Consider the following 19528-nt stretch of genomic DNA (forward strand, 5'->3'; position numbering starts at 1 on the left):
GGGACACACTTGTCGACTCGTCGTTACAATTCGGGCGTCCCTCAGCTCACACATCACTCCAACGAGACGATCGGATGAATTTCGCAATGCTTTCACAACTGGATGTGGCGGCGGTTCGATGCCGCGACGGACGCAGAGCGTCCGCTTTTCTGCTGAGCAGTCTGGTCGCTGCTCTCTGTTTGATTCCAACCCTCTGTCCTGCCGATGACGCGGCAAAAAAGGATTCGTCCGTGCCATTGAAACTCCGCGAAGTCGAGGGGATCAGCGAATATGTACTGCCCAACGACGTGAAGGTTTTGCTCTTTCCCGATGAGAGCAAAGAAGTCGTGACGGTCAACATGACCGTGTTCGTTGGCTCGCGTCACGAAGGTTACGGGGAAGCCGGGATGGCTCACCTTCTCGAACACATGTTGTTCAAGGGCACGCCCACCCACCCGGAAGTTCCCAAGGTGTTGCAGGATCGCGGAGCGCGGTTCAACGGCACGACTTGGATGGACCGGACGAACTACTACGAAACACTTCCGGCCAGCAAAGACAATCTCGAGTTCGCATTGAACTTGGAAGCCGATCGGTTGCTCAACAGCAACATCAAAGGCGAAGACCTCGAAAGCGAAATGACCGTTGTTCGCAACGAGTTTGAACGCGGCGAGAACTCACCGATGCGAGTCTTGATGCAGCGGATCGAGTCGGCCGCTTTCGATTGGCACAACTACGGCAAATCGACGATTGGCAACCGCAGCGACATCGAGCGTGTGCCGGTCGTTAAGCTGCGTCAGTTTTATCGCAAGTATTACCGCCCGGACAACGTGATGGTCATCATCGCGGGCAACTTCGAGGTGGATCACGCGCTGAAAGCGGTCAACGATGCGTTTGGCAGTCTGCCGGTTCCCAACACTCCAATCGACGAAACTTACACGGTCGAGCCTCCAAAAGATGGGGAGCGAACGGTTGTGCTGCGTCGGGTCGGCGACGTGCAAGTCGTCGGCGCCGCCTACCACATTCCCGCTGGCAGTCATCCTGATTACGCCGCGGTCAAAGCTCTCACGAACGTCTTGGGCGATGAGCCAAGTGGTCGTCTTTACAAAGAAATGGTCGAAACTGAAATCGCCAGCAACGTTTTCGCGATGGCGTTCGGTTTCCGTGAACCGGGGTTGCTCATGACGATGGCAGAAGTGCCAAAAGAGCAATCCATCGAGCAGGCCCGTGCCAAGCTGATCGACTTGATGGAAAACGATTGGGCGAAAAACCCGATCACCGAACAAGAGGTGGAACGAGCCAAACAACAAATGTTGAAGGCTCGCGAATTGGAATCCGCCAACACGGACAAAATCGCCGTTTCGCTCAGTGACTGGGCCGCGCAAGGTGATTGGCGTCTGTATTTCTTGTATCGCGACGCCGTGGAAGCGTTGACCGTCGAGCAGGTTCGTGACGTTGCCGATCGCTATCTGAAACGAAACAACCGAACCGTTGGTTTGTTCTTGCCATCGGAGGAATCGGATCGTGTCAGTATCCCCGAATCGCCGGATTTGGCGGCATTGCTGAAAGACTACAAAGGCCGGGCTGCGGTCGCCGCTGGGGAACGTTTCGATCCCAATCCGGAAGCGATTGAAGAGCGAGTTCAACGTGGCAAGTTGGCTGGCGGAATCGAATACGCCGTGCTGCCGAAGAAGACTCGCGGTGATTCGGTCTCGGTGTTGATGACGCTGCGATTCGGAACGGCTGAGTCGCTCAAGGACAAACTCGGCGCGGTTGAGTTGTTGGGAATGATGATGGCTCGCGGCACCGAAGAACTTGACTATCAGCAACTGCAGGACGAGTGGACGCGTTTGCGTGCTGAGGTCCAGATCTACACTTTGAAAGGTGTGTTGCAGGTTCAGGTGCAAACCAAAGAAGAGTTCTTGCCCGAAGTCATTGACTTGATTGGAAAGATTTTCCGTTCACCTCGCTTTGAGCCATCGGAACTGGAAGTGATGCGGCGTCAGGTCGTCACCGGTTTGGAAAAGAGCAAGACCGAACCCAATGCGTTGGCACCTCGCCGGGTTCAAAAAATGCTCTCACCGTACGACAAGAATGACATCCGTTACGTCATGACGATCGAAGAAGAGATTGCCATGTACGAAGAGACGACCATCGAACAGATCCGCCAATTGCACGCGGAGTACTTGGGCAATCAAGCCGGTGAGTTGGCCATCGTTGGCAACTTCGACGTTGAGCCGACGCTAGAGAAGTTCCGGTCGATCGTGGAAGGTTGGGAAGCCAAGAAGCCGTTTGAGCGAATCGTGACGCCGGCTCAGCCTGATATTCCCGGTGCCGTCGTGACGATTGAGACTCCCGACAAATCCAACGCGTTGTTGTACAGCGGCCAGCAATACAAGTTGGCGGATTCGGATCCCGAGTACGCATCGTTGGTGCTGGGCAACTTCATCTTGGGAGGCGGATCGCTGAGCAGCCGTTTGGCCAACCGTGTTCGTCAACAAGAAGGTTTGTCGTACGGGGTACGTAGCGGTTTGACCGCGGCGAACTTTGCGGAGGATGAAAAAGTCAGCTTCACGCTGTACGCGATCACCAACCCGGCCAACAAAGACAAGCTGCTTCGCGTGATTCGCGAAGAGGTTGTGCGGGTGCTCGAAGACGGCGTCACCGAAGAGGAATTGGAGCAGGCCAAGGGTGCGTATTTGCAAGCCGAACGGATTGGCCGAACGGGTGATTCGAGGCTAGCTAGCATGCTGGTCAAATCGGTCTTCAACGATCGAACGATGGCCTTTGTGGCGAAGCACGAAGAGCAGATTCAGGCGGCGACGGTTGATTCGGTCAACGCGGCGCTGAAAAAATACGTGGATCTTGACGGCTTGGTGATGGCCATCGCAGGTGACTTTGCGGCGGTCGAGCAGCCAGCAGAGTGATCTGGTTGCAGTTCGGCTGCGATCGATTCATAAAAATGCAGCGAAGCCGGATCGGGCGGGTGCCAGGTCCGGCTTTTGTTGTTTACACTCGGCACCAACATTGATCTTTTTCATCCGAGTGTTTCGTCCTTGTCCAGGGTTCCCGTGGCTGGTGTTGTGCCGGTTGGTAGGGGATCCCAGCCGATGAGGTTCGTTTTTGCCTGCGTTGTCGAGCGTTTTTTATGACAACTTCATCCACCAACGATCCTGTGGGAAATCCAACTTCCCCGGCGGACTTTCTGCAAACACCGTTGGATGCTTGGCATCGCCAAGCCGGAGCCAAAATGGTTCCCTTTGCCGGTTACGAGATGCCGATTCAGTACGAAGGCATCGTCGCGGAACACCAAGCCTGTCGTACCAAGGCCGCTTTGTTTGACGTGTCGCACATGGGCCGATTGCGGTTTGATGGCGATCACGCGGCCGAATTCCTCGACCACGTTTTGACGCGTCGTGTGACCGACATGGTGCCCGGCCAAGTCCGCTATGGCATGGTCTGCAACGCGGAAGGCGGCGTGCTGGATGACGTGCTGGTTTCCTTTTTGCAAACTCCATCGGAACGACGTTTTCACTTGTTGGTGGTCAACGCATCCAACCGAGAAAAAATACTGAAGTGGTTCGAGCCTCACCTGGCCGACTTCCCCACCGTCACCATGTCGGATCGCACCGAGTTGACGGCGATGATTGCGATCCAAGGACCGATGGCGATCGAAGTCTGCAAGAAACTCTTCTCAATCGATCCATCGCGACTGAAAAACTACAACGCCTTCATCACGGACCAATTCAAGAAACCCGTCATTGTTAGCCGCACGGGATACACCGGCGAAGATGGACTGGAGTTGATCGTTCGAGCCGAAGAAGCTCACCGAGTTTGGGAAAACGTTTTGCTCGCCGGTCGCGAAGCAGGATTTGTCCCCGCCGGTTTGGGCGCTCGCGACACACTGCGAATGGAAGCCGGGATGCCACTTTATGGGCATGAACTGGACGAAACGATTGATCCAATCACCGCCGGATTGAAGTTCGGTTGCAACTTGAAGGACCGTCACTTCATCGGCGAAGAAGCTTTGCGGGCTGTTGCTGAACAAGGCCCAACACGACGTCGAATCGGATTGCTTCCCACGGGTAAACGTCCCGCTCGAGAAGGTTGCGACGTTTTGAGTGCGGACGGCGAAAAGATTGGGCAAGTCACCAGTGGTGGTCCGTCACCCACGTTGGGTGTTCCTATCGCGATGGCGACCATCGATGCCAAGCACGCGAAAGATGCGAGCTTCCAAATTGATATTCGTGGCAAGACAACGGATGCTTTGCCTACGAAACTGCCGTTCTACAAACGGCCACCCGCCGCGTCTTAGTCGTGTGACGCGACATTCCGCGACCGCGATTCGCGAATGTTGTTCAACAAGTTTTGATTCATCCATTTCCCTTTATTTTTCATGATTCGTTAGGAGCCTCCGATGGCACGAGACCCTTCGACCCTGCGTTATGCCGAGACCCATGAGTGGGTGGACGTTCAAGAAGAAGGCGGCGACAAGTTCGCAACGATCGGTATCTCAGCCTTCGCCGTCGAGCAGCTCAACGACTTGGTCTACATGGACCTTCCCGAAGTTGGACGCACGCTGGAAGTTGGCGAAGAATTCGGTGAAGTCGAATCCGTGAAAGCGGTTAGCCCCCTGTACAGCCCCGTTGCTGGCGAAGTTGTCGCGGTTCATACCGACCTGCCAGACAACTTGGACAATTTGAACGATGACGCGTTCGATTTTGGATGGATTCTGAAAGTGAAATTGTCAGCGGATCTGCCTGATTCGTTGATGGACTATGCCGCTTATCAAAAACAGTGTTCCGAAGCAGGTTGATCGAATGAGTTATCTCTTTCACACCGACGAAGACCGCCGAGAGATGTTGAAATCAATCGGTGCAGAAAGCATCGATGAGATCATCAACGATCAGGTGCCAGAAGCGGTCCGTATGAAACGCCCGTTGGATTTGCCACCGGCCTGCAATGAGTTGGCGTTGACCGCCGAGATGACTCGGTTGGCCGCTCGCAATGCATCGGCGGATTCGCATGTTTGTTTCTTGGGAGGCGGTGCGTACGATCACTTCATTCCCGCGGCAGTTGATGAGATCGCGTCGCGGGGTGAGTACTACACGTCGTACACGCCTTATCAAGCCGAGGTCAGCCAAGGCAATTTGCAGGTGATGTTCGAGTACGAAACCTTGGTCACGCAGTTGACCGGGTTGGGCGTCAGCAACGCCAGTTTGTACGACGGCGGATCCGCAGCGACCGAAGCTGTCTTGATGGCTTTATCGATGCAACGCGGACGCAACAAAGTCATCACGACCGATGTGGTTCACCCACAGTATCGCGACATCTTGGTGGCTTACCTCAAGAACATCGACGCCGAATTGGTGGTTGTGCCGTCGGATGAAAATGGGCACTCCAAGCCCATGATCGATGCGATCGACGACCAAACCGCTTGCGTGCTGATCCAGCATCCAAACTTCGTCGGTCAACTCGAATCAGTTTCTGAAATCGCAGCCGCGGCCAAAGAAGCCGGGGCTTTGACGATTCAGGTTTTCGACCCGGTTAGTCTCGGTCGGCTGAAGCGTCCCGGTGACATGGGCGTCGACATCGCCATCGCCGAAGGTCAAAGCTTGGGCAACCCACTGGCATACGGTGGTCCTTATCTTGGCATCATGGCGTGTCGTGAAGAGTTGGTTCGTCGACTGCCTGGCCGGATCGCGGGACAAACGACCGACCGTCGTGGAAAACGCTGTTGGGTGCTGACGTTGCAAACTCGCGAACAACACATCCGCCGCGAAAAAGCGACCAGCAACATTTGTAGCAACCAGACGCTGTTGGCTTTGCGAGCGACGGTGCACCTGTCGCTGCTCGGCCCCGAGGGATTGAAAGAGACCGCCGATCATTGCATCGCGAAAACGGCTTATGCCAAAGAAGTGATTGCGAAATCGGATCGGTTCGAAGTCGTTGGCGAGGGCCCGTCGCTGAAGGAGTTCGTCGTTCGAGACCTTGGTGCGGACGTCGATGGTTTGCTGGCTCACGCTCGTGACAACGGGTTGCTCGCCGGGATCGACATGACGCCGATGTGCGTCGGTGGTTCCGAAGGCTCGGAAACCGAGGTCGCTTTGCCGTCGCGATACGAGCAATGTTTCCTCGTCGCGGTGACTGAAAAACGTTCGCGTGTGGAGATCGATCGTTGGGCGAAAGTGCTCTGCGAAGCTCCCTCGATGGCCACGGTTTGATTCAACGAAGTTCACTCTTTTATTCACGCAACTATGCGAAACCAACAATCGACTCAGCTTCTGTTTGAACTCAGCCGCGCTGGACGACGTGCTCACCGACTCGGTGATTTGGGCGTGCCATCGGTGAACGTCGACGAACTTTTCGCGGACGAGGCTCTGGCCGAAACTCCGCCACCACTTCCAGAGCTTGCCGAAGGCGACGTGGTCCGCCACTTCGTTGGTTTGTCGACATTGAACATGAGCGTCGACACGCACTTCTACCCCTTGGGTTCGTGCACGATGAAGTACAACCCAAAACGCAACGAGCGCATCGCTTCGTTGCCTGGGTTCCTGAACGTGCACCCGCTGCAGCATGAGTCGGGCCTGCAAGGGTTGCTGGAGTTATTGTACGAACTGCAGGGTATGTTCGCGGAGATTAGCGGGTTGCCGGGCGTTTCAATGCAGCCTGCTGCGGGTGCCCATGGTGAGTTGGCGGCATTGTTGGTCGCGGCGGCTTACTTCCGCGACCAGGGTAGCGATCGCAGCGTGGTTTTGACCGCCGACTCGGCTCACGGAACCAATCCCGCTAGTGCTCAAATGGCCGGTTTCAAAACCAAGACGGTCAAGAGCAACGCGAATGGTTTGGTGGATCTGGAAGATCTCAAAGCCAAGCTTGATGACAAGACCGCCGTGTTCATGTTGACCAACCCAAACACATTGGGATTGTTTGACAGCCAGATCGAAGAGATCAACCAACTGGTTCACGATGCCGGAGCGTTGATCTACTTGGACGGTGCCAACATGAATGCGATCTTGGGGATCACACGCCCCGGTGACTTTGGTGCGGACTTGATGCACTACAACCCACACAAGACTTTCTCCGGACCGCACGGTGGTGGTGGGCCAGGTGCCGGCCCGATTTGCGTTCGCGACTTCTTGGCCAAGTATTTGCCTGGTCCCGTTGTGACCCGTGTCGAAAACGAAGGCGCGAGCGGCGACGATGATCGCTACACCTATCACTTGACCTCGCCATCGGTTGATTCCATCGGACGTGTCCGTAGCTTCTTCGGCAACACCGGCGTGTTGGTGCGAGCCTACATCTATCTTCGGACTTATGGAGGCGACGGTTTGCGTCATGTCAGCGAAGACGCCGTGCTCGGTGCGAACTACTTGCTCAGCAAGGTCAAGCATTTCCTCGATGTGCCTCATGGCGATCGTTGCATGCATGAGTTTGTTGCATCGGCGACCCGTTTGAAGAAAGAAAAGAAGCTTTCCGCGATGGATATCGCCAAACGCATTCTGGATTACGGGTTCCATGCACCAACGGTGTATTTCCCATTGGTTGTTGACGAAGCCGTGATGGTGGAGCCGACCGAAACCGAGAGCAAGCAAACGTTGGATGCGTTTGTCGAAGCTCTCTTCCGAATCACGGAAGAAGGTGAGGAGCTGATCCACGATGCACCGCACTCGACGCGAATCAGTCGTCCTGACGACGTGACCGCGGCTCGACGTCCGATTTTGAAATGGACGGATGCGGCTGGTGAATCCGCGACGTGAGTGAAGTCCCAGCCATCCGTGGCCGATTGATCGAATCGGCGAGCCATGATGCGGCGGCGAACATGGCGATCGATGAGGCATTGCTCAGCAGTGTCGCTGCGGGAGCACCTCCCACGCTGCGATTCTACGGTTGGAAACGACCGACATTGTCGCTCGGGTATTTCCAACCCTTGTCCGAAGCGATGGCGTGGGCAGAGCGAACAGGTGTCGCTTTGGGAAGCACCGGCGAAGTGGATTTGGTTCGCCGGTCAACCGGTGGCGGCGCTATTCTGCATCACGCTGAGCTGACGCTGTCGTTGACGTTGCCGATGAATGTCTCGGACACGGGAGCACGCGAAGCAACTTATCGAAACGTTCACGAAGCGATCGCGAGCGAACTCAAGGTGATGGGTGTCGATGCGAAACCGTTTCGAACGCTTGGGACGGGCGCGGCAACGCGAATGTCGTCTGATTCATCCGGGGCATCAAGTGTCGGCAAACGTGACGAGCCCTTCCTCTGCTTTCAACGTCGCACGGACGAAGATCTGATCGTGAGTGGCTACAAGGTGCTGGGGAGTGCACAACGCAGAACCAAAGGAGCATTGTTGCAACACGGCAGTTTGTTGTGGAGTGTTTCGCCTCACGCGGATGTCTTGCCGGGGATTCGGCAACTGGCTGGACGGCGATTGGAAATGGATCAACTCATTCGTGGTTTGCAGCAACGACTCAAAGCGATGTTTGAGATCGATTGGCAATTGGGTGCACTTGAGTCCGAAGAGATGGAAGCTTCGAAACAAATTGTTACGCAGCGATACGGCAATTCGGATTGGACGTCGAAGCGATAGCCACCGTGACGTGCGTTGGTAAAGACGCGAAAATGTAGCGGTGGGTCAGTGCCGCCCCACGGCGATGGTGGAGACCGTTACACTGCAGGGATTCCACCCCAATGTGCTCCTCGCCGAAGGCATCTCATGGCGATCCAATTCCATTGTTCTTCCTGCAACGCGGTCCTACGTGTTGGTGACGAATCGGCTGGCAAGTCAGCTCGCTGTCCCACGTGCCAAAGCGTGCAACCCATTCCAGGTGGGACGCCTCCTGCCGCACCCGCTGCAGAAGATCCGTTTGGTGCGTTCAAGTCGGAGTTCAACGAACCTTCGCCGGCCGCGGCATCCAATCCTTATGCGTCGCCTGTGACTTCTCACACGTCCGCCAGTGTATCGACCGGCGGTTACCAGCCGACGGCAGCTGATTTCGGAGAGATCTTCTCGCACGCTTGGCAGGCATTCAAACCGAACATTGGCATCTTGGTGGGAGCCACCGTGATCGTGTTTGGTATTTCGTTCGGGTTCAGTTTCGTGACGTCGATTCTGGAACAGGTGGCTCAAGACAACGGGAACACGGCGTTTGTCGTGCTGGCACTGGTGCTAAACCTCGCGAGCAGTTTGTTCAACATGTTCATCGGGATCGGGATGGCTCGAATTTGTATCGGCGTCACTCGTTTTCAACCGGTCAACGTTGGGATGCTGTTCAACGGCGGCGACGTGTTTTTGGGCGTCCTCGGCGGAACCATCTTGTTTGGCCTTGGAGCGCTCTTTGGCTTCCTGTTGCTGATCATCCCCGGTCTGATCTTCCTGCTCTTGATGTGGCCGTACTACTACTTCATTGTCGATCGTCAGTGTGGAGTGTTTGAGGCGTTCTCTCGAGCTTTTGAAGTTGGCAAAGCGAACTGGGCAACCTCGTTGGTGCTTGGTGTTGCATCGATGCTCATTTCATTGGGCGGACTGTTGGCCCTCTTCATTGGGCTCTTGTTCACCGGGCCATTCATCGGTGTCATGTTCGCGACCGCGTACGTGATGATGAAAGGTGAACGCCCAGGCCAGCCAGGGATTCCTCAACCGGGAATGCCACAGTCAGCCTTTTGATGATGATGGTCGCGGGCTTCTACCACGCAGGAACTACATGCGTCGGTCGAGAAGCCCGACCGGTGAGATTCCCTTGCCGAGTTTTGGTGCGTTGCGAATCGCATCGTGCACAAAGTCACGAGCGGTTTGCACCGCTTTGCTAAGGTCTTGGCCTTTGGCCAAGCCAGCGGTGATGGCAGCGGACAACACGCAACCACTGCCGTGGGTTCGATTGGATTCAATTCTCGGCGACCGAAGCAATTGAGCGCCGTTGGCGTCGGCAAGGCAATCCACTGACCGCTCACCCACGCAAGCCTTGATCAAAACCGCACGCGGTCCCATCGCGAGCAACTTGGCGGAGACGCTGGTAAGGTCTTCTTCGCTGCGAATGGATTGGCCGACCAATCGTTCGGCTTCAAACGCGTTGGGTGTGACGAGGTCTGCCAATGGAAACACGCGATGGATCAACAGTTCGATCGCGTCGTCGTCGATGATCGCGTGGCCGTGTTTGCTGATCATGACTGGATCCACGACCAACGGGCATGTCAGGGAATCCAAGCAATCCGCCACCGTGTCAATCAATTCCGCGTTGCCGAGGGCACCGGTCTTGATCGCGGCCAATGGCAAGTCACTGGAGACGCTGGTCCATTGAGCACGAACAAATTCGGTTGGAACCATTTGGAGGCCCTGCACTCCCATCGTGTTCTGTGCCGTCAGCAGCGTCATCACGCTGCATCCATACACGCCGAACGAGTGAAAGGTTTTCAGGTCCGCTTGCATTCCGGCCCCGCCCGACGGATCCGAGCCAGCGATCGTGAGAGCAACTGGGGCGGCAGCAGGCATGGGGAGATCAATGGTTGGCGTATTGAAGACGCGGGTCATCGAGACCCAAGCGTTTCATTTTCTTGTAGAGCGTTGTGCGATTGATTTCAAGCTCGTCGGCGGTGGCGGCTCGGTTCCAATTGTGCCGGCGGAGCGAGTGCAGAATGATTTCGCGTTCCGGACCTTCGAGAGCTTCCCGCAGGCTGCAACCATCAAGGATAGCGGGATTGAATGACGACGGGCCGCTCGATGCGGTCACTCCCGGCGAATGTCCGACGCTGCCGATGGATGCGTGCTGGTTGGCGGATGTGCCGAGCACGTCCGGCGGCAAGTCGTCTTTGGTAAGCACACGATCGGTGGCGAGCAAGACGGCACGTTCGACCACGTTTTCCAGTTGTCGAACGTTACCGGGCCAGGCGTATGACTGTAGGCATTTCATTGCCTCGCGATCAAATCCGTCAATGTCGCGGCCGGCGGTTTCTGCGGCTTCACGAAGGAAGTGATCGACGAGCAGTGGAATGTCACCGGTTCGCTCGCGAAGCGATGGCAAAACGATGTTCACGACGTTGATTCGGTAATACAAATCTTGACGAAACGATCCATCCGCGACCGCTTTGTCCAGGTTTTCGTTGGTTGCCAAGATGACTCGGGTGTCGACGCTGCGAGTCTCCATGCCGCCGAGCGGTTCAAACTGGAGTTCCTGCAGGACGCGAAGAAGTTTGACCTGCATGGCGGGAGTCGCCGTCGCGATTTCGTCGAGGAACAAGGTTCCGCCGTCAGCCAGTTCGAATTTGCCGCGACGGTCGGTGTTGGCACCGGTGTAGGCTCCGGCGACGTGACCGAACAGTTCACTTTCGAGCAATGTGTCTGGGAGAGCACCGCAAGCGACTTCGATAAACGGGCCACTCCGGCGAGCGCATCGGTTGTGGATCGCACGTGCGATCATGCTTTTACCGGTACCGTTTTCTCCGGTGATCAAGATCGATGCTTTGGCATCCGCGACACTGTCGATGACATCGAAGATTTTCATCATTCGGTAGTCATGACTGAGAATGTTTTCGAGACCACTGCGTTGATCAAGTTGTCGACGCAGAGTTTCGTTTTCGGCTTCGATCTTGCGTTGGTTCATCGCTCGATCGATGGCGAGCAACAATTCGTCGTCGATGACCGGTTTGGTCAGCAGATCCACTGCCCCGGCGCGGACGGCTTCCACCGCGGTATTGGGCGTGGCATATCCGGTCATCACCAACACCGGCGTGTCGGAATGGTGTTTCTTAACGTCCGATACCAACGTCATTCCATCTTCACCACCCAAACGCAAATCGGTGATCACCAATTCGAACGCATGTTGCCTGAGCTGTTGGCGTGCGTCCTCGAGCGTGCCGGCGAGATGGGTTTCGAATCCTTCTTCGGCGAGCCACTCACCTAGCGAGGTTGCCAAGTGATGGTCGTCGTCGACTAGTAGGATCGAAGCAGCGGGCATCATGGTGCGATTCCGAAGCAGGGTGTTTCGTAAGGACTACTCCTTTTCCTAGGTCATGTTTGATGATGAGGCAAAAAAGAACACGTGTTGCTTTGGGGCTGCATGCGGGGCGTTCGGCCCGGTGCAAATTCAGGGAGCGGTGAAGTAATTGGCCAAAGGACTGCGTTTCAGTGATCCTTCGCCGGTTCGACGACTGACTTTTCCGCTGTAGACACGCAGTTCGGGACTGGCATCGTTTTGTGAAACGGTATCGGTCGCATCGATTGCAGCGGTCATGCGGTTGGATGTGTTTCCCGATGGCAACATGTGCCCCACACGGTTGGCTGATGCATTAATCGCTGCGGATGCGGTCGGAGTCGTTCGTTCGACAGCCGAAGGTTGAGGGCGGTTAGCGATCGAGGCAGGCGATTGAGCTGGCTTCTTCGCGGTGGTGGGCCGGTAGCTGGTTTCGATTTCTTCGGTGGTTTTCAGAAGTGCTTGGGTCGATTCGTCGTCCAATTCCAAGTCGACAATCATTTGCGTGTCGTCCGATTGGGTTGCCTCGGCTTCTTTCGGTTCCAGTTCACCTCGCAGGACGCGGACGTCGCGAGGAGCGGAGATGCCGATCCGAACTTGGTTGTTGCGAACCTTGATGACGGTGATCTTGATGTTGTCGCCGATAACGATTTGTTCGTCGATTTTTCGAGTGAGAACCAACATGGCAGTTTCCTTTGCCCCAGAAGAGAGTCGTTTGAGAAGTGGGCCGTTGTGACCCGCGATTGTGATTGGGGACTAATGCAATGGCAGTGCCAAACGCTCGTGGAAACTCCGTGGTTTGGTCGTAAGTGATTTGCTGCAGGTGTTTTACGTGTTTGGTTCGGGTCCGGTGGTTCGGCGCTGTGCAAAATTGACTAGAAGCTGTTACAAGACAACGTCAAGAATTACAAACCGGTCTGGACGCCCCCCGCAGCGGTCGACTATTCCTCTCCTAGGCACGAATTCGATGCCCAAATTGAATTGGATGGGTCCCGCGATGCTTTCTCTTTCCGCCCGTAACGCTCAACTGCCGATGTTCGATCGGCAAACGTTGCCGCGTGCGATAACGCTGGCAGTTTTGGCAAACTGTTTCGCGGTGATATTCGCCGCGTTCTTGTTGATGCTGAATTGCGGTTCGGTGTTCGCTCAAGAGTTTCGGCTGGCGAATCGTCTGGGTGAAAAGACAGCCAAGACCAATACGCCCGACTTCACGCTGACAACCAGAATCTATTTCGCGGGCGAGCGAAAACCGAACACGGTTCACAAAAACATCTTTGCGGATGGCGTGATCTACAGCGTGTCGGAATCAGATCCTCGGTTTCTGACCGTGTTTGATCTGAATCAGTCCATGATTGTGTTGTTGGATCAGAAAACCAAAACACGATGCTCGGTTTCCATGGATGAGCTGACTCGCTTGACCGCTCGTGCGGACGCGTCCGTCACTGATTCAATGCGTCGTGAGCGATTGGGCATGAACGCGCAAGTGAGATTGATAGGGCCTCAACGGTATGAGATGACTTACCCGGGCGTGCGTTACGAAGTCGAAGGCGTTGTTCCTCCTTCGCCCGCGATGGCGATTGCCAATGCACAGTTGGTCGATTGGGCATGTCGTCTCAACATTGCTCGACCTCGAGGATTGCCACCATTTGGTCGCATGCGATTGAACGACGAGCTTTGGAAGCAATCTTTGATTGGCGTGAAAACGAAGCTGTCGATTAACCGGAACGGGGCTGATGGGGAACCGGTAGTGAAGGCAAACCTGAACATTGAATCGGATTGGTCTGAAGGTCTTGATGATGATGCAGAGCGTCAAATCGATCAGGTCCAGGGCTACCGAGTCGTTTACACACAAGTGAACTGGAGCGAGTTCTCTGACTGAGTTGCTAGCGTCGTGATCGCTGGCAACGTTCGCCACTGAAGAAAACCTCTTTGGCGGTGGCGTTTCCATTGGTTGTTTCGCGTCTTGTTGTTTTTCCTTCAACCTCGATGAAAGTCCCAACCCTCGTGAATCCAGTGATCGGAGCAGGCATTGCTGTGACGTTCAAGTTGTTTCGACTCACGTTTCGCATACGTGTTCGCAACGACCAACGTGAACGCGTGGTGCAGCGGACAGGCAAGCAGTACGCTTTGGCGATTCTGCATGCTCATCAATTGGCCGCATTGTCATTGTCAGCTCCTCGCGTGGGAGCAATGGTTTCTCGGTCGCGAGATGGTGATCTCTTGATGCCACTACTGCGCGGCAACGGTTGCGTGCCGATTCGCGGCAGCAGCGGCGTGGGCGAAAAAGGTGGTGCCACGGCACTGACCAAAATGATTCGCCATGTGAAGGATGGAAATCCAAGTGTGATCGCGGTCGATGGTCCCCGAGGCCCTCGTGGCGTGGCGCAAAAAGGCATCGCCATGGTCGCGATGAAAGCGGATGTCCCAATCATCCCAGTGGTTCTGATTCCTCGACGACGTTGGATCATGTCGAAAGCTTGGGACCGGATGCAAATTCTACTGCCGTTCACCTTGGTGGATGCGATGTTTGGTGACCCGATCTTTCCGACTCCCGGCGAGTCGATCGACGATCTGCGAGCGAAGGTGGCGGAATCTTTGCGAGTCATGGAACATCGCATGGATCCGGAAGAAGCCGCCATTTGCGATCAGCAGTGCCGCAAAAGTTCGGGGAAGCGACGCGACAAGCGAGAGCAGTCATCGGACGAAGCGACCACTCAATCAGATGGCATCGTCCAATCCGCCGGGGGGCAGGACTTGCTGGTTCCCGGAGTGAAGCCAACCGGCGTTGCTGTTGCAGCCGATTCCGTCTCGCTCAAACGACAAGCTGCGTAGTCCTCGCATCTTTGCTCGGCTGACCGAACACGCTCTCTTTGAAGTCGTGTTCTACAGATTTCCGTGCTGAAAACGGAGCGATTGCTTCGGCGAATGTGGCTTTTGTCCACTGATTTCAGATAGGCGGCTCTCGCGGCTTCAAATCGTCTTGCCAATTGGCAGGCGTCTTGGCGAAACGGGGCGGATGCTTAGAATCTGGGCTCTCAATCGCAACGCGATTGTCTTCGGAAATTCCTCTTCACCAGGCAGTGTCATCGTGGCTGAGCTCGCTCATCACAATTTGGATATCAAACGCGTCGCGATTTTGTTCGCTGGCGGACCCGCTCCAGCCGCCAATGCGGTCATCAGTACCGCCGCGTTTTCATTCCTGGAAGAGGGTGCTCAGGTCTTTGGCATCAAGCACGGTTACAGCCGTTTGGCGGAATACACCGCAGCCGGTCCTTTGCAAGAAGGCAACGATTACATCCGGTTCACGCACGATTCGCTGACCCACGCTCGCAGCAGCCGTGGGATCATGATCGGAACGGCTCGGACCAACCCCGGCAAACACGTCAGCAACCCAGAACACCTGAAAGACCCCGAGTTGGTCGCGCCGCTTCGTCGTGTCTACGAAGGATTGTGTTCGCTGGAAGTCGACGCGTTGATTTCGATCGGTGGCGACGACACGCTGAAGACCGCGAATAAACTCAAAATGTTCCAGGACAACCTGCCCGGCGACGCTCGACGTTTCCCGGTTGTTCACTTGCCAAAAACAATCGACAACGATTACTCGGGCATTGATTTCACATTCGGATTCTTCACCGCGGTTGAAACGTTGGCCGAAGAAATTCGCAACCTCAACTACGATGCCGCCGCCGGACGAGCGTACTTCTTGTGCGAAGCCATGGGCCGCAGCGCGGGCTGGTTGGCATACGGTGCCGCAATTGCCGGTGAAGCCAGCATGGTGCTCAGTGTTGAAGACATCACCGGTGCACTGGCGGACGAAGAAGTCGTCAACCAAGAAACCGGCGAGACTCGCAAGATCATGGCGATGGATCGAGTGATCGATCGGATGGTCGACATGATGCTGGCTCGCGAACGCGAAGGACGCCAATACGGAACCATCGTGATCGCCGAAGGCATGGCCGAGTACCTGCCAGCGAAGTATCTCGAAGGTGTTACCCGTGACGACCACGGTCACATCAACATCTCGTTGGTGAACCTCTCCGCCGTCATGTCTCGTTTGTTGGCGGCTCGTTACAACGAACGCACCGGCCGGACTCGCAAGGTGAACGGATTGCAAATGGGTTACGAATCTCGTTGTGCACCACCTCACGCTTACGACGTCATGCTGGGATCTCAACTTGGCGTCGGTGCTTACCGGGCACTCGTGGAAGAGAAGCTCAACGGCGTCATGGTTTCAGTATCGGGGCAGTTTGATCTGCACTTTGTGCCGTTTGAAGAATTGGTTGACCCGCAAACCTTGGTCACCAAAGTTCGCTTCATCGAGCAGAATTCGGACTTCCACCGTTTGGCACGGTTCTTGGAAACCTGCGTCGACAACTGATCGTTGTCTGACTGGAAAATAGTCCAATCGCAATGTGTTCGGTCACGTTGCGGTTTGATTCGAGACGCTGGGGTGCCGACCGCTTTTGCGTTGACATCCCGGACAAAAGAACGTCGCCCGTTGAGCTTGAACAATCCGCCGGATCACCCCGTCCACGCATCGTGGGCACGCCAAGTTTTCGCGATCATAAACGCGATGCATGTTTTGGTAGTTACCCGGATCGTTCAGAGCGTTTCGGTAAGTCCCGTCGCTCAGCGTGCTGCCTTCGTGGTTGATGGCGTCTTGCAGCACCAACGTGATGGCGGGATGAATGCGTTCCCATTGCGGTTTGGTCAGTCGGTCGCATCGTGTGCGTGGGTCGACGCCAGCTAAGAACAAAATCTCGGCTGCGTACAGGTTGCCAATCCCGGCAACGACGGATTGATCTAACAACGCGACTTTGATTGGGCGTTTTGAATTGGCCAGGTTTCCTCGCAGTTGCTCTTCGGTGATGCACATCGCATCGGGGCCCAAGCGTGAATCAACCTTTTCGAGGTAGTCGCTTTCGGTCATCCAGCGGATCGTTCCCAGACCGCGGCGATCCCAAACCAACATTTCGGTTGGGATTTCACGAGATCGGGTTGTTGATTGATTGGACGGTGAACGAAACTGAATGCGTAGTCGCAAGTGGTCCGGATCGGGTGGGTCGGCCAATAGCACCAATCCGGTCATCCGGGGTTCGATGACGAGGCGCGATTGATCGTCAAAGCAAAGCATCACGCGTTTGCCACGTCGCTGAATGGATGTGACCCGGCGACCTTGAAGGCGACGGTTCAGGTGGGCAGCCGACGGTTCCATCGTGATCGGTCGGCAGTGACACGGTGGAAGTTCGACTCGCTCGATCTCGCAACCGACGATTGACGAGATCCCGCGGCACATCGTTTCGACTTCCGGCAACTCCGGCATGTGGATTCCTTTGGAAGGTTTTCAGTTGTTTTGCTTTTTGTACCCTCGCCGGTTCGTTTGAGTTCGGTCGCGATTGGGGCGATGGTTGAGTTTCACGCCAAGTTGCACGGGCAGGTTTCGAGCCGACTCGTCTGGCGTTCGCGAATGTGGATCCGGTATTGAAAGGACATGCGTGCGACTCACCTTCGTCTGAATCAAGCGGATTCCGCCGGATCGGCTCCCCAGAATACCAACCTGCTCGGCCTGGATGCCGTGCGGGCGTGGGCCGCCGTTGGCGTTGTCATGCTCCACGCATGCGTGCCCTACTCCAATCCGGATATTCCCGGTCTGACCTGGGCGACAACCGATACGCCTCATTCAGCCCTGACGTCGCTGATGTGGTCCATCGAGATTGTCATCATGCCAATCTTTTTGGTGATGGCCGGAATCCTGGCCGTTCGCAGCATGACATCGCGAGGACCGCTGGCGACTCTCAAGTCTCGGACTCGCCGGTTGGGTTGCCCTCTGGTTTTGGCAGTCGTGTTTCTGATTCCCGTCGACCTTTACGCCTGGCTATTGGGCTGGTTGGCCGACGGTGTGATCACGCCTCGTCAGATGCGAACCTTGAAGTTTGCCGACGGCCAAGATGAGCACCTTTGGGGTTTGTCTCATCTTTGGTTCCTTCAGTACCTGATCCTCTACATCGCGGTTCTTGCTTGGGCCTGGAATTGGTCGCAGCGAATCGATCCAAAGACTGTGTTCCGTGTCGGGATGCCGCTGACTTTTTCAGTTGCCACCGTGGTGCTGTGCTTTTACCCCGAGGTCGTTTGGGGATTTCAACATGCATTTCTGCCAGTTCCCGCCAAGTGGCTGTACAGCGGTTGCGCTTTCGCAATGGGAGTGTTGATCGCTCGTGCGGATGCGGATTTGAGTTGGTTGAAGCAAGTTGCCGGTCGAGCGGTTTGTCCCAGTGCTTTGTTGTGCATTGCGACAACGGTGCTCGGGATATGGGTGCTCAACCATACGCCGTCTGAAAACGTTCAATACGCGTCGGCGTTTCCCGTTGTGATCAGTGGAGCCACCTGGGTGTCGCTGGCTTTGTTGACCGTCGCAAGTGCCACCGGTCTTTCATTGTCGCTGATTGGAATCGCGTGCTATCGGGTGAATAAAATCGGTCCCGTCACCCAGCGATTGGCAACCGATTCCTTTGCAATTTATTTGCTGCATCATCCGGTTTTGGTGTTGTTCCATGTCGCCGCAAAGCATGGCATGCCTTCGGCGTCTCCGTTACTAAAGATGTCACTTGGGACGATCATTGCGGTTTCGGTGCCGGTGGGAATTCATTTCGTGTTTCGAGGCGTGATGGCACGACGGAAATCGACCATCGCTTCACAACGCGACCAAGACGCACCATCCATCTTGGCAATGCCCACCACGTCAGAAGACGCGGTATCCGAACGACGATTGGCGGGATAAGTACTCGCGATCTGAGTTGCCAGATCTCACGAAAGTTTGGTGACAGCGTCGGCCAAACGTTCGTACTGATCCAGTGAGTTGTAGGTTTGTGCCGAGATTCGCAGACAGACGTTTGCTGTATTGAAACGAAACACGGGAAGCTCAAACCGATGTTCTGTTCGTAGGGCGGTTCGCACGGCTTGGATCTGTGCTGAGGTGTGATTGGTCCACGCCGGGATCGGAATCGTGGCGAGGCTGCCCAGCATCGATTCTGGTGCGGGCTCGGGTAGTTTGAGTTTGTCGAGAATCACACGCCGACCTGCAACCGCCAGGTCATGGTTGTGTCTCATCAACCCGGCCAATCGATTGGGATCGTCGGTCGGATACAAGCTAGCTAGAAAGTCGATCGCGGTTGGCAGGGCCAGCAAGGGGGAAGGATCAAAGGTGCCCGGCCAATTGAATTGGCATTGGAACTTACTCGGGCCATAGCCTTCCGTGTTTGCGCCGTGGCTGATGATCGATGGCAGGACTTCGCCTTGCGACTTTTCGTCGACGTAAAGGAACCCGGATACCTTGGGGCCGCACCACCATTTGTGATGATTGGCGGTGTAGTAGTCAGGCTTCAGCTCGTTGAGGTTCAATGGCAACATGCCGGGCGCGTGGGCTCCATCGACCATCACGCGAATGTTGTTGGAGTGAGCCAGTTCGATTAGCTCGGCGACTGGTAGGACGATCCCGGTGGGGCTGGTCACATGATCGATCAGCATCCAAGTGGTCTTGGGCGAGATGCTGTGTTCGATCGCCCGGACGATTTCGTCCGGGCTTTGAATCGGAA

The 19528-nt window shown here is 55.6% G+C and carries 16 protein-coding genes; 11 read left to right on the plus strand and 5 right to left on the minus strand.

Going from position 1 to position 19528, the window contains the following annotated elements; translation table 11 throughout:
- Positions 1–74: 74 nt before the first annotated feature.
- From RE6C_RS29310 to RE6C_RS29340, 7 genes are all read left to right on the plus strand, one after another.
- A complete protein-coding gene (locus tag RE6C_RS29310) occupies positions 75–2903 on the plus strand; it encodes a M16 family metallopeptidase (RefSeq protein WP_008662662.1) in 2829 nt (942 codons plus the stop codon).
- Positions 2904–3124: 221 nt separating this feature from the next.
- The gene (gcvT, locus tag RE6C_RS29315; protein ID WP_008662665.1) at positions 3125–4291 is read left to right on the plus strand and encodes a glycine cleavage system aminomethyltransferase GcvT; all 1167 of its coding nucleotides are present in this window, start codon (positions 3125–3127) and stop codon (positions 4289–4291) included.
- 102 nt (positions 4292–4393) lie between these two features.
- Positions 4394–4792: a glycine cleavage system protein GcvH gene (gcvH, locus tag RE6C_RS29320; protein WP_037252318.1), complete on the plus strand. Its 399-nt coding sequence runs from the start codon at positions 4394–4396 to the stop codon at positions 4790–4792.
- 4 nt (positions 4793–4796) lie between these two features.
- Complete coding sequence (gcvPA, locus tag RE6C_RS29325) at positions 4797–6200, plus strand: aminomethyl-transferring glycine dehydrogenase subunit GcvPA (protein WP_008662668.1); 1404 nt, start codon at positions 4797–4799, stop codon at positions 6198–6200.
- Between the two features lie 33 nt (positions 6201–6233).
- Positions 6234–7736, plus strand: coding sequence for an aminomethyl-transferring glycine dehydrogenase subunit GcvPB (gene gcvPB / locus RE6C_RS29330; RefSeq protein ID WP_008662671.1), 1503 nt, complete (start codon positions 6234–6236; stop codon positions 7734–7736).
- Positions 7733–8560: a lipoate--protein ligase family protein gene (locus RE6C_RS29335; protein WP_008662672.1), complete on the plus strand. Its 828-nt coding sequence runs from the start codon at positions 7733–7735 to the stop codon at positions 8558–8560. Before gcvPB ends, RE6C_RS29335 begins: the two co-directional genes overlap by 4 nt.
- Before the next feature lie 126 nt (positions 8561–8686).
- Positions 8687–9637: a hypothetical protein gene (locus RE6C_RS29340; RefSeq protein ID WP_008662673.1), complete on the plus strand. Its 951-nt coding sequence runs from the start codon at positions 8687–8689 to the stop codon at positions 9635–9637.
- Between the two features lie 33 nt (positions 9638–9670).
- Here the strand turns inward: RE6C_RS29340 and thiD are convergent, their stop codons facing one another.
- The 3 genes from thiD to RE6C_RS29355 form a co-directional block, all read right to left on the minus strand.
- Entirely contained in the window at positions 9671–10459 is a 789-nt protein-coding gene (gene thiD / locus RE6C_RS29345) for a bifunctional hydroxymethylpyrimidine kinase/phosphomethylpyrimidine kinase (protein ID WP_008662674.1), read from the minus strand.
- A gap of 7 nt (positions 10460–10466) precedes the next feature.
- Positions 10467–11924 carry a sigma-54-dependent transcriptional regulator gene (locus RE6C_RS29350; protein ID WP_008662675.1) on the minus strand — a complete coding sequence of 486 codons (1458 nt, stop codon included), beginning with the start codon at positions 11922–11924 and terminating at the stop codon, positions 10467–10469.
- A gap of 126 nt (positions 11925–12050) precedes the next feature.
- On the minus strand, positions 12051–12620 hold the full coding sequence (locus RE6C_RS29355) for a carbon storage regulator (protein ID WP_008662677.1): 570 nt from the start codon (positions 12618–12620) through the stop codon (positions 12051–12053).
- Positions 12621–12903: 283 nt separating this feature from the next.
- On the opposite strand from RE6C_RS29355, the gene RE6C_RS29360 reads away from it, so the two are divergent.
- The 3 genes from RE6C_RS29360 (at position 12904) to RE6C_RS29370 (ending at position 16314) form a co-directional block, all read left to right on the plus strand.
- Positions 12904–13815 carry a hypothetical protein gene (locus RE6C_RS29360; RefSeq protein WP_008662679.1) on the plus strand — a complete coding sequence of 304 codons (912 nt, stop codon included), beginning with the start codon at positions 12904–12906 and terminating at the stop codon, positions 13813–13815.
- Between the two features lie 56 nt (positions 13816–13871).
- Positions 13872–14768: a lysophospholipid acyltransferase family protein gene (locus RE6C_RS29365; protein ID WP_008662680.1), complete on the plus strand. Its 897-nt coding sequence runs from the start codon at positions 13872–13874 to the stop codon at positions 14766–14768.
- Between the two features lie 256 nt (positions 14769–15024).
- Positions 15025–16314: a 6-phosphofructokinase gene (locus RE6C_RS29370; RefSeq protein ID WP_008662681.1), complete on the plus strand. Its 1290-nt coding sequence runs from the start codon at positions 15025–15027 to the stop codon at positions 16312–16314.
- A 42-nt stretch (positions 16315–16356) separates the two neighbouring features.
- Here the strand turns inward: RE6C_RS29370 and mutM are convergent, their stop codons facing one another.
- The gene (gene mutM, locus RE6C_RS29375) at positions 16357–17259 is read right to left on the minus strand and encodes a bifunctional DNA-formamidopyrimidine glycosylase/DNA-(apurinic or apyrimidinic site) lyase (protein ID WP_008662682.1); all 903 of its coding nucleotides are present in this window, start codon (positions 17257–17259) and stop codon (positions 16357–16359) included.
- Between the two features lie 168 nt (positions 17260–17427).
- On the opposite strand from mutM, the gene RE6C_RS29380 reads away from it, so the two are divergent.
- A complete protein-coding gene (locus RE6C_RS29380; RefSeq protein WP_008662685.1) occupies positions 17428–18714 on the plus strand; it encodes an acyltransferase family protein in 1287 nt (428 codons plus the stop codon).
- A gap of 26 nt (positions 18715–18740) precedes the next feature.
- On the opposite strand, the gene RE6C_RS29385 is transcribed toward RE6C_RS29380, so the two are convergent.
- The coding region (locus RE6C_RS29385; RefSeq protein WP_039963869.1) for an aminotransferase class V-fold PLP-dependent enzyme at positions 18741–19528 on the minus strand (788 nt) is incomplete at its 5' end.

It is taken from the genome of Rhodopirellula europaea 6C, from assembly GCF_000338295.1.
Classification (GTDB): Bacteria; Planctomycetota; Planctomycetia; order Pirellulales; family Pirellulaceae; genus Rhodopirellula; species Rhodopirellula europaea.

Bases quoted from the DNA above. Each gene is read 5' to 3' on its own strand.
- gcvPA (WP_008662668.1), top strand. From the start codon at position 4,797: ATGAGTTATCTCTTTCACACCGACGAAGACCGCCGAGAGATGTTGAAA.
- mutM (WP_008662682.1), bottom strand. From the start codon at position 17,259: ATGCCGGAGTTGCCGGAAGTCGAAACGATGTGCCGCGGGATCTCGTCA.
- RE6C_RS29340 (WP_008662673.1), top strand. From the start codon at position 8,687: ATGGCGATCCAATTCCATTGTTCTTCCTGCAACGCGGTCCTACGTGTT.
- RE6C_RS29380 (WP_008662685.1), top strand. From the start codon at position 17,428: ATGCGTGCGACTCACCTTCGTCTGAATCAAGCGGATTCCGCCGGATCG.
- RE6C_RS29310 (WP_008662662.1), top strand. From the start codon at position 75: ATGAATTTCGCAATGCTTTCACAACTGGATGTGGCGGCGGTTCGATGC.
- gcvH (WP_037252318.1), top strand. From the start codon at position 4,394: ATGGCACGAGACCCTTCGACCCTGCGTTATGCCGAGACCCATGAGTGG.
- gcvPB (WP_008662671.1), top strand. From the start codon at position 6,234: ATGCGAAACCAACAATCGACTCAGCTTCTGTTTGAACTCAGCCGCGCT.
- gcvT (WP_008662665.1), top strand. From the start codon at position 3,125: ATGACAACTTCATCCACCAACGATCCTGTGGGAAATCCAACTTCCCCG.
- thiD (WP_008662674.1), bottom strand. From the start codon at position 10,459: ATGCCTGCTGCCGCCCCAGTTGCTCTCACGATCGCTGGCTCGGATCCG.
- RE6C_RS29360 (WP_008662679.1), top strand. From the start codon at position 12,904: ATGCCCAAATTGAATTGGATGGGTCCCGCGATGCTTTCTCTTTCCGCC.
- RE6C_RS29350 (WP_008662675.1), bottom strand. From the start codon at position 11,924: ATGATGCCCGCTGCTTCGATCCTACTAGTCGACGACGACCATCACTTG.
- RE6C_RS29355 (WP_008662677.1), bottom strand. From the start codon at position 12,620: ATGTTGGTTCTCACTCGAAAAATCGACGAACAAATCGTTATCGGCGAC.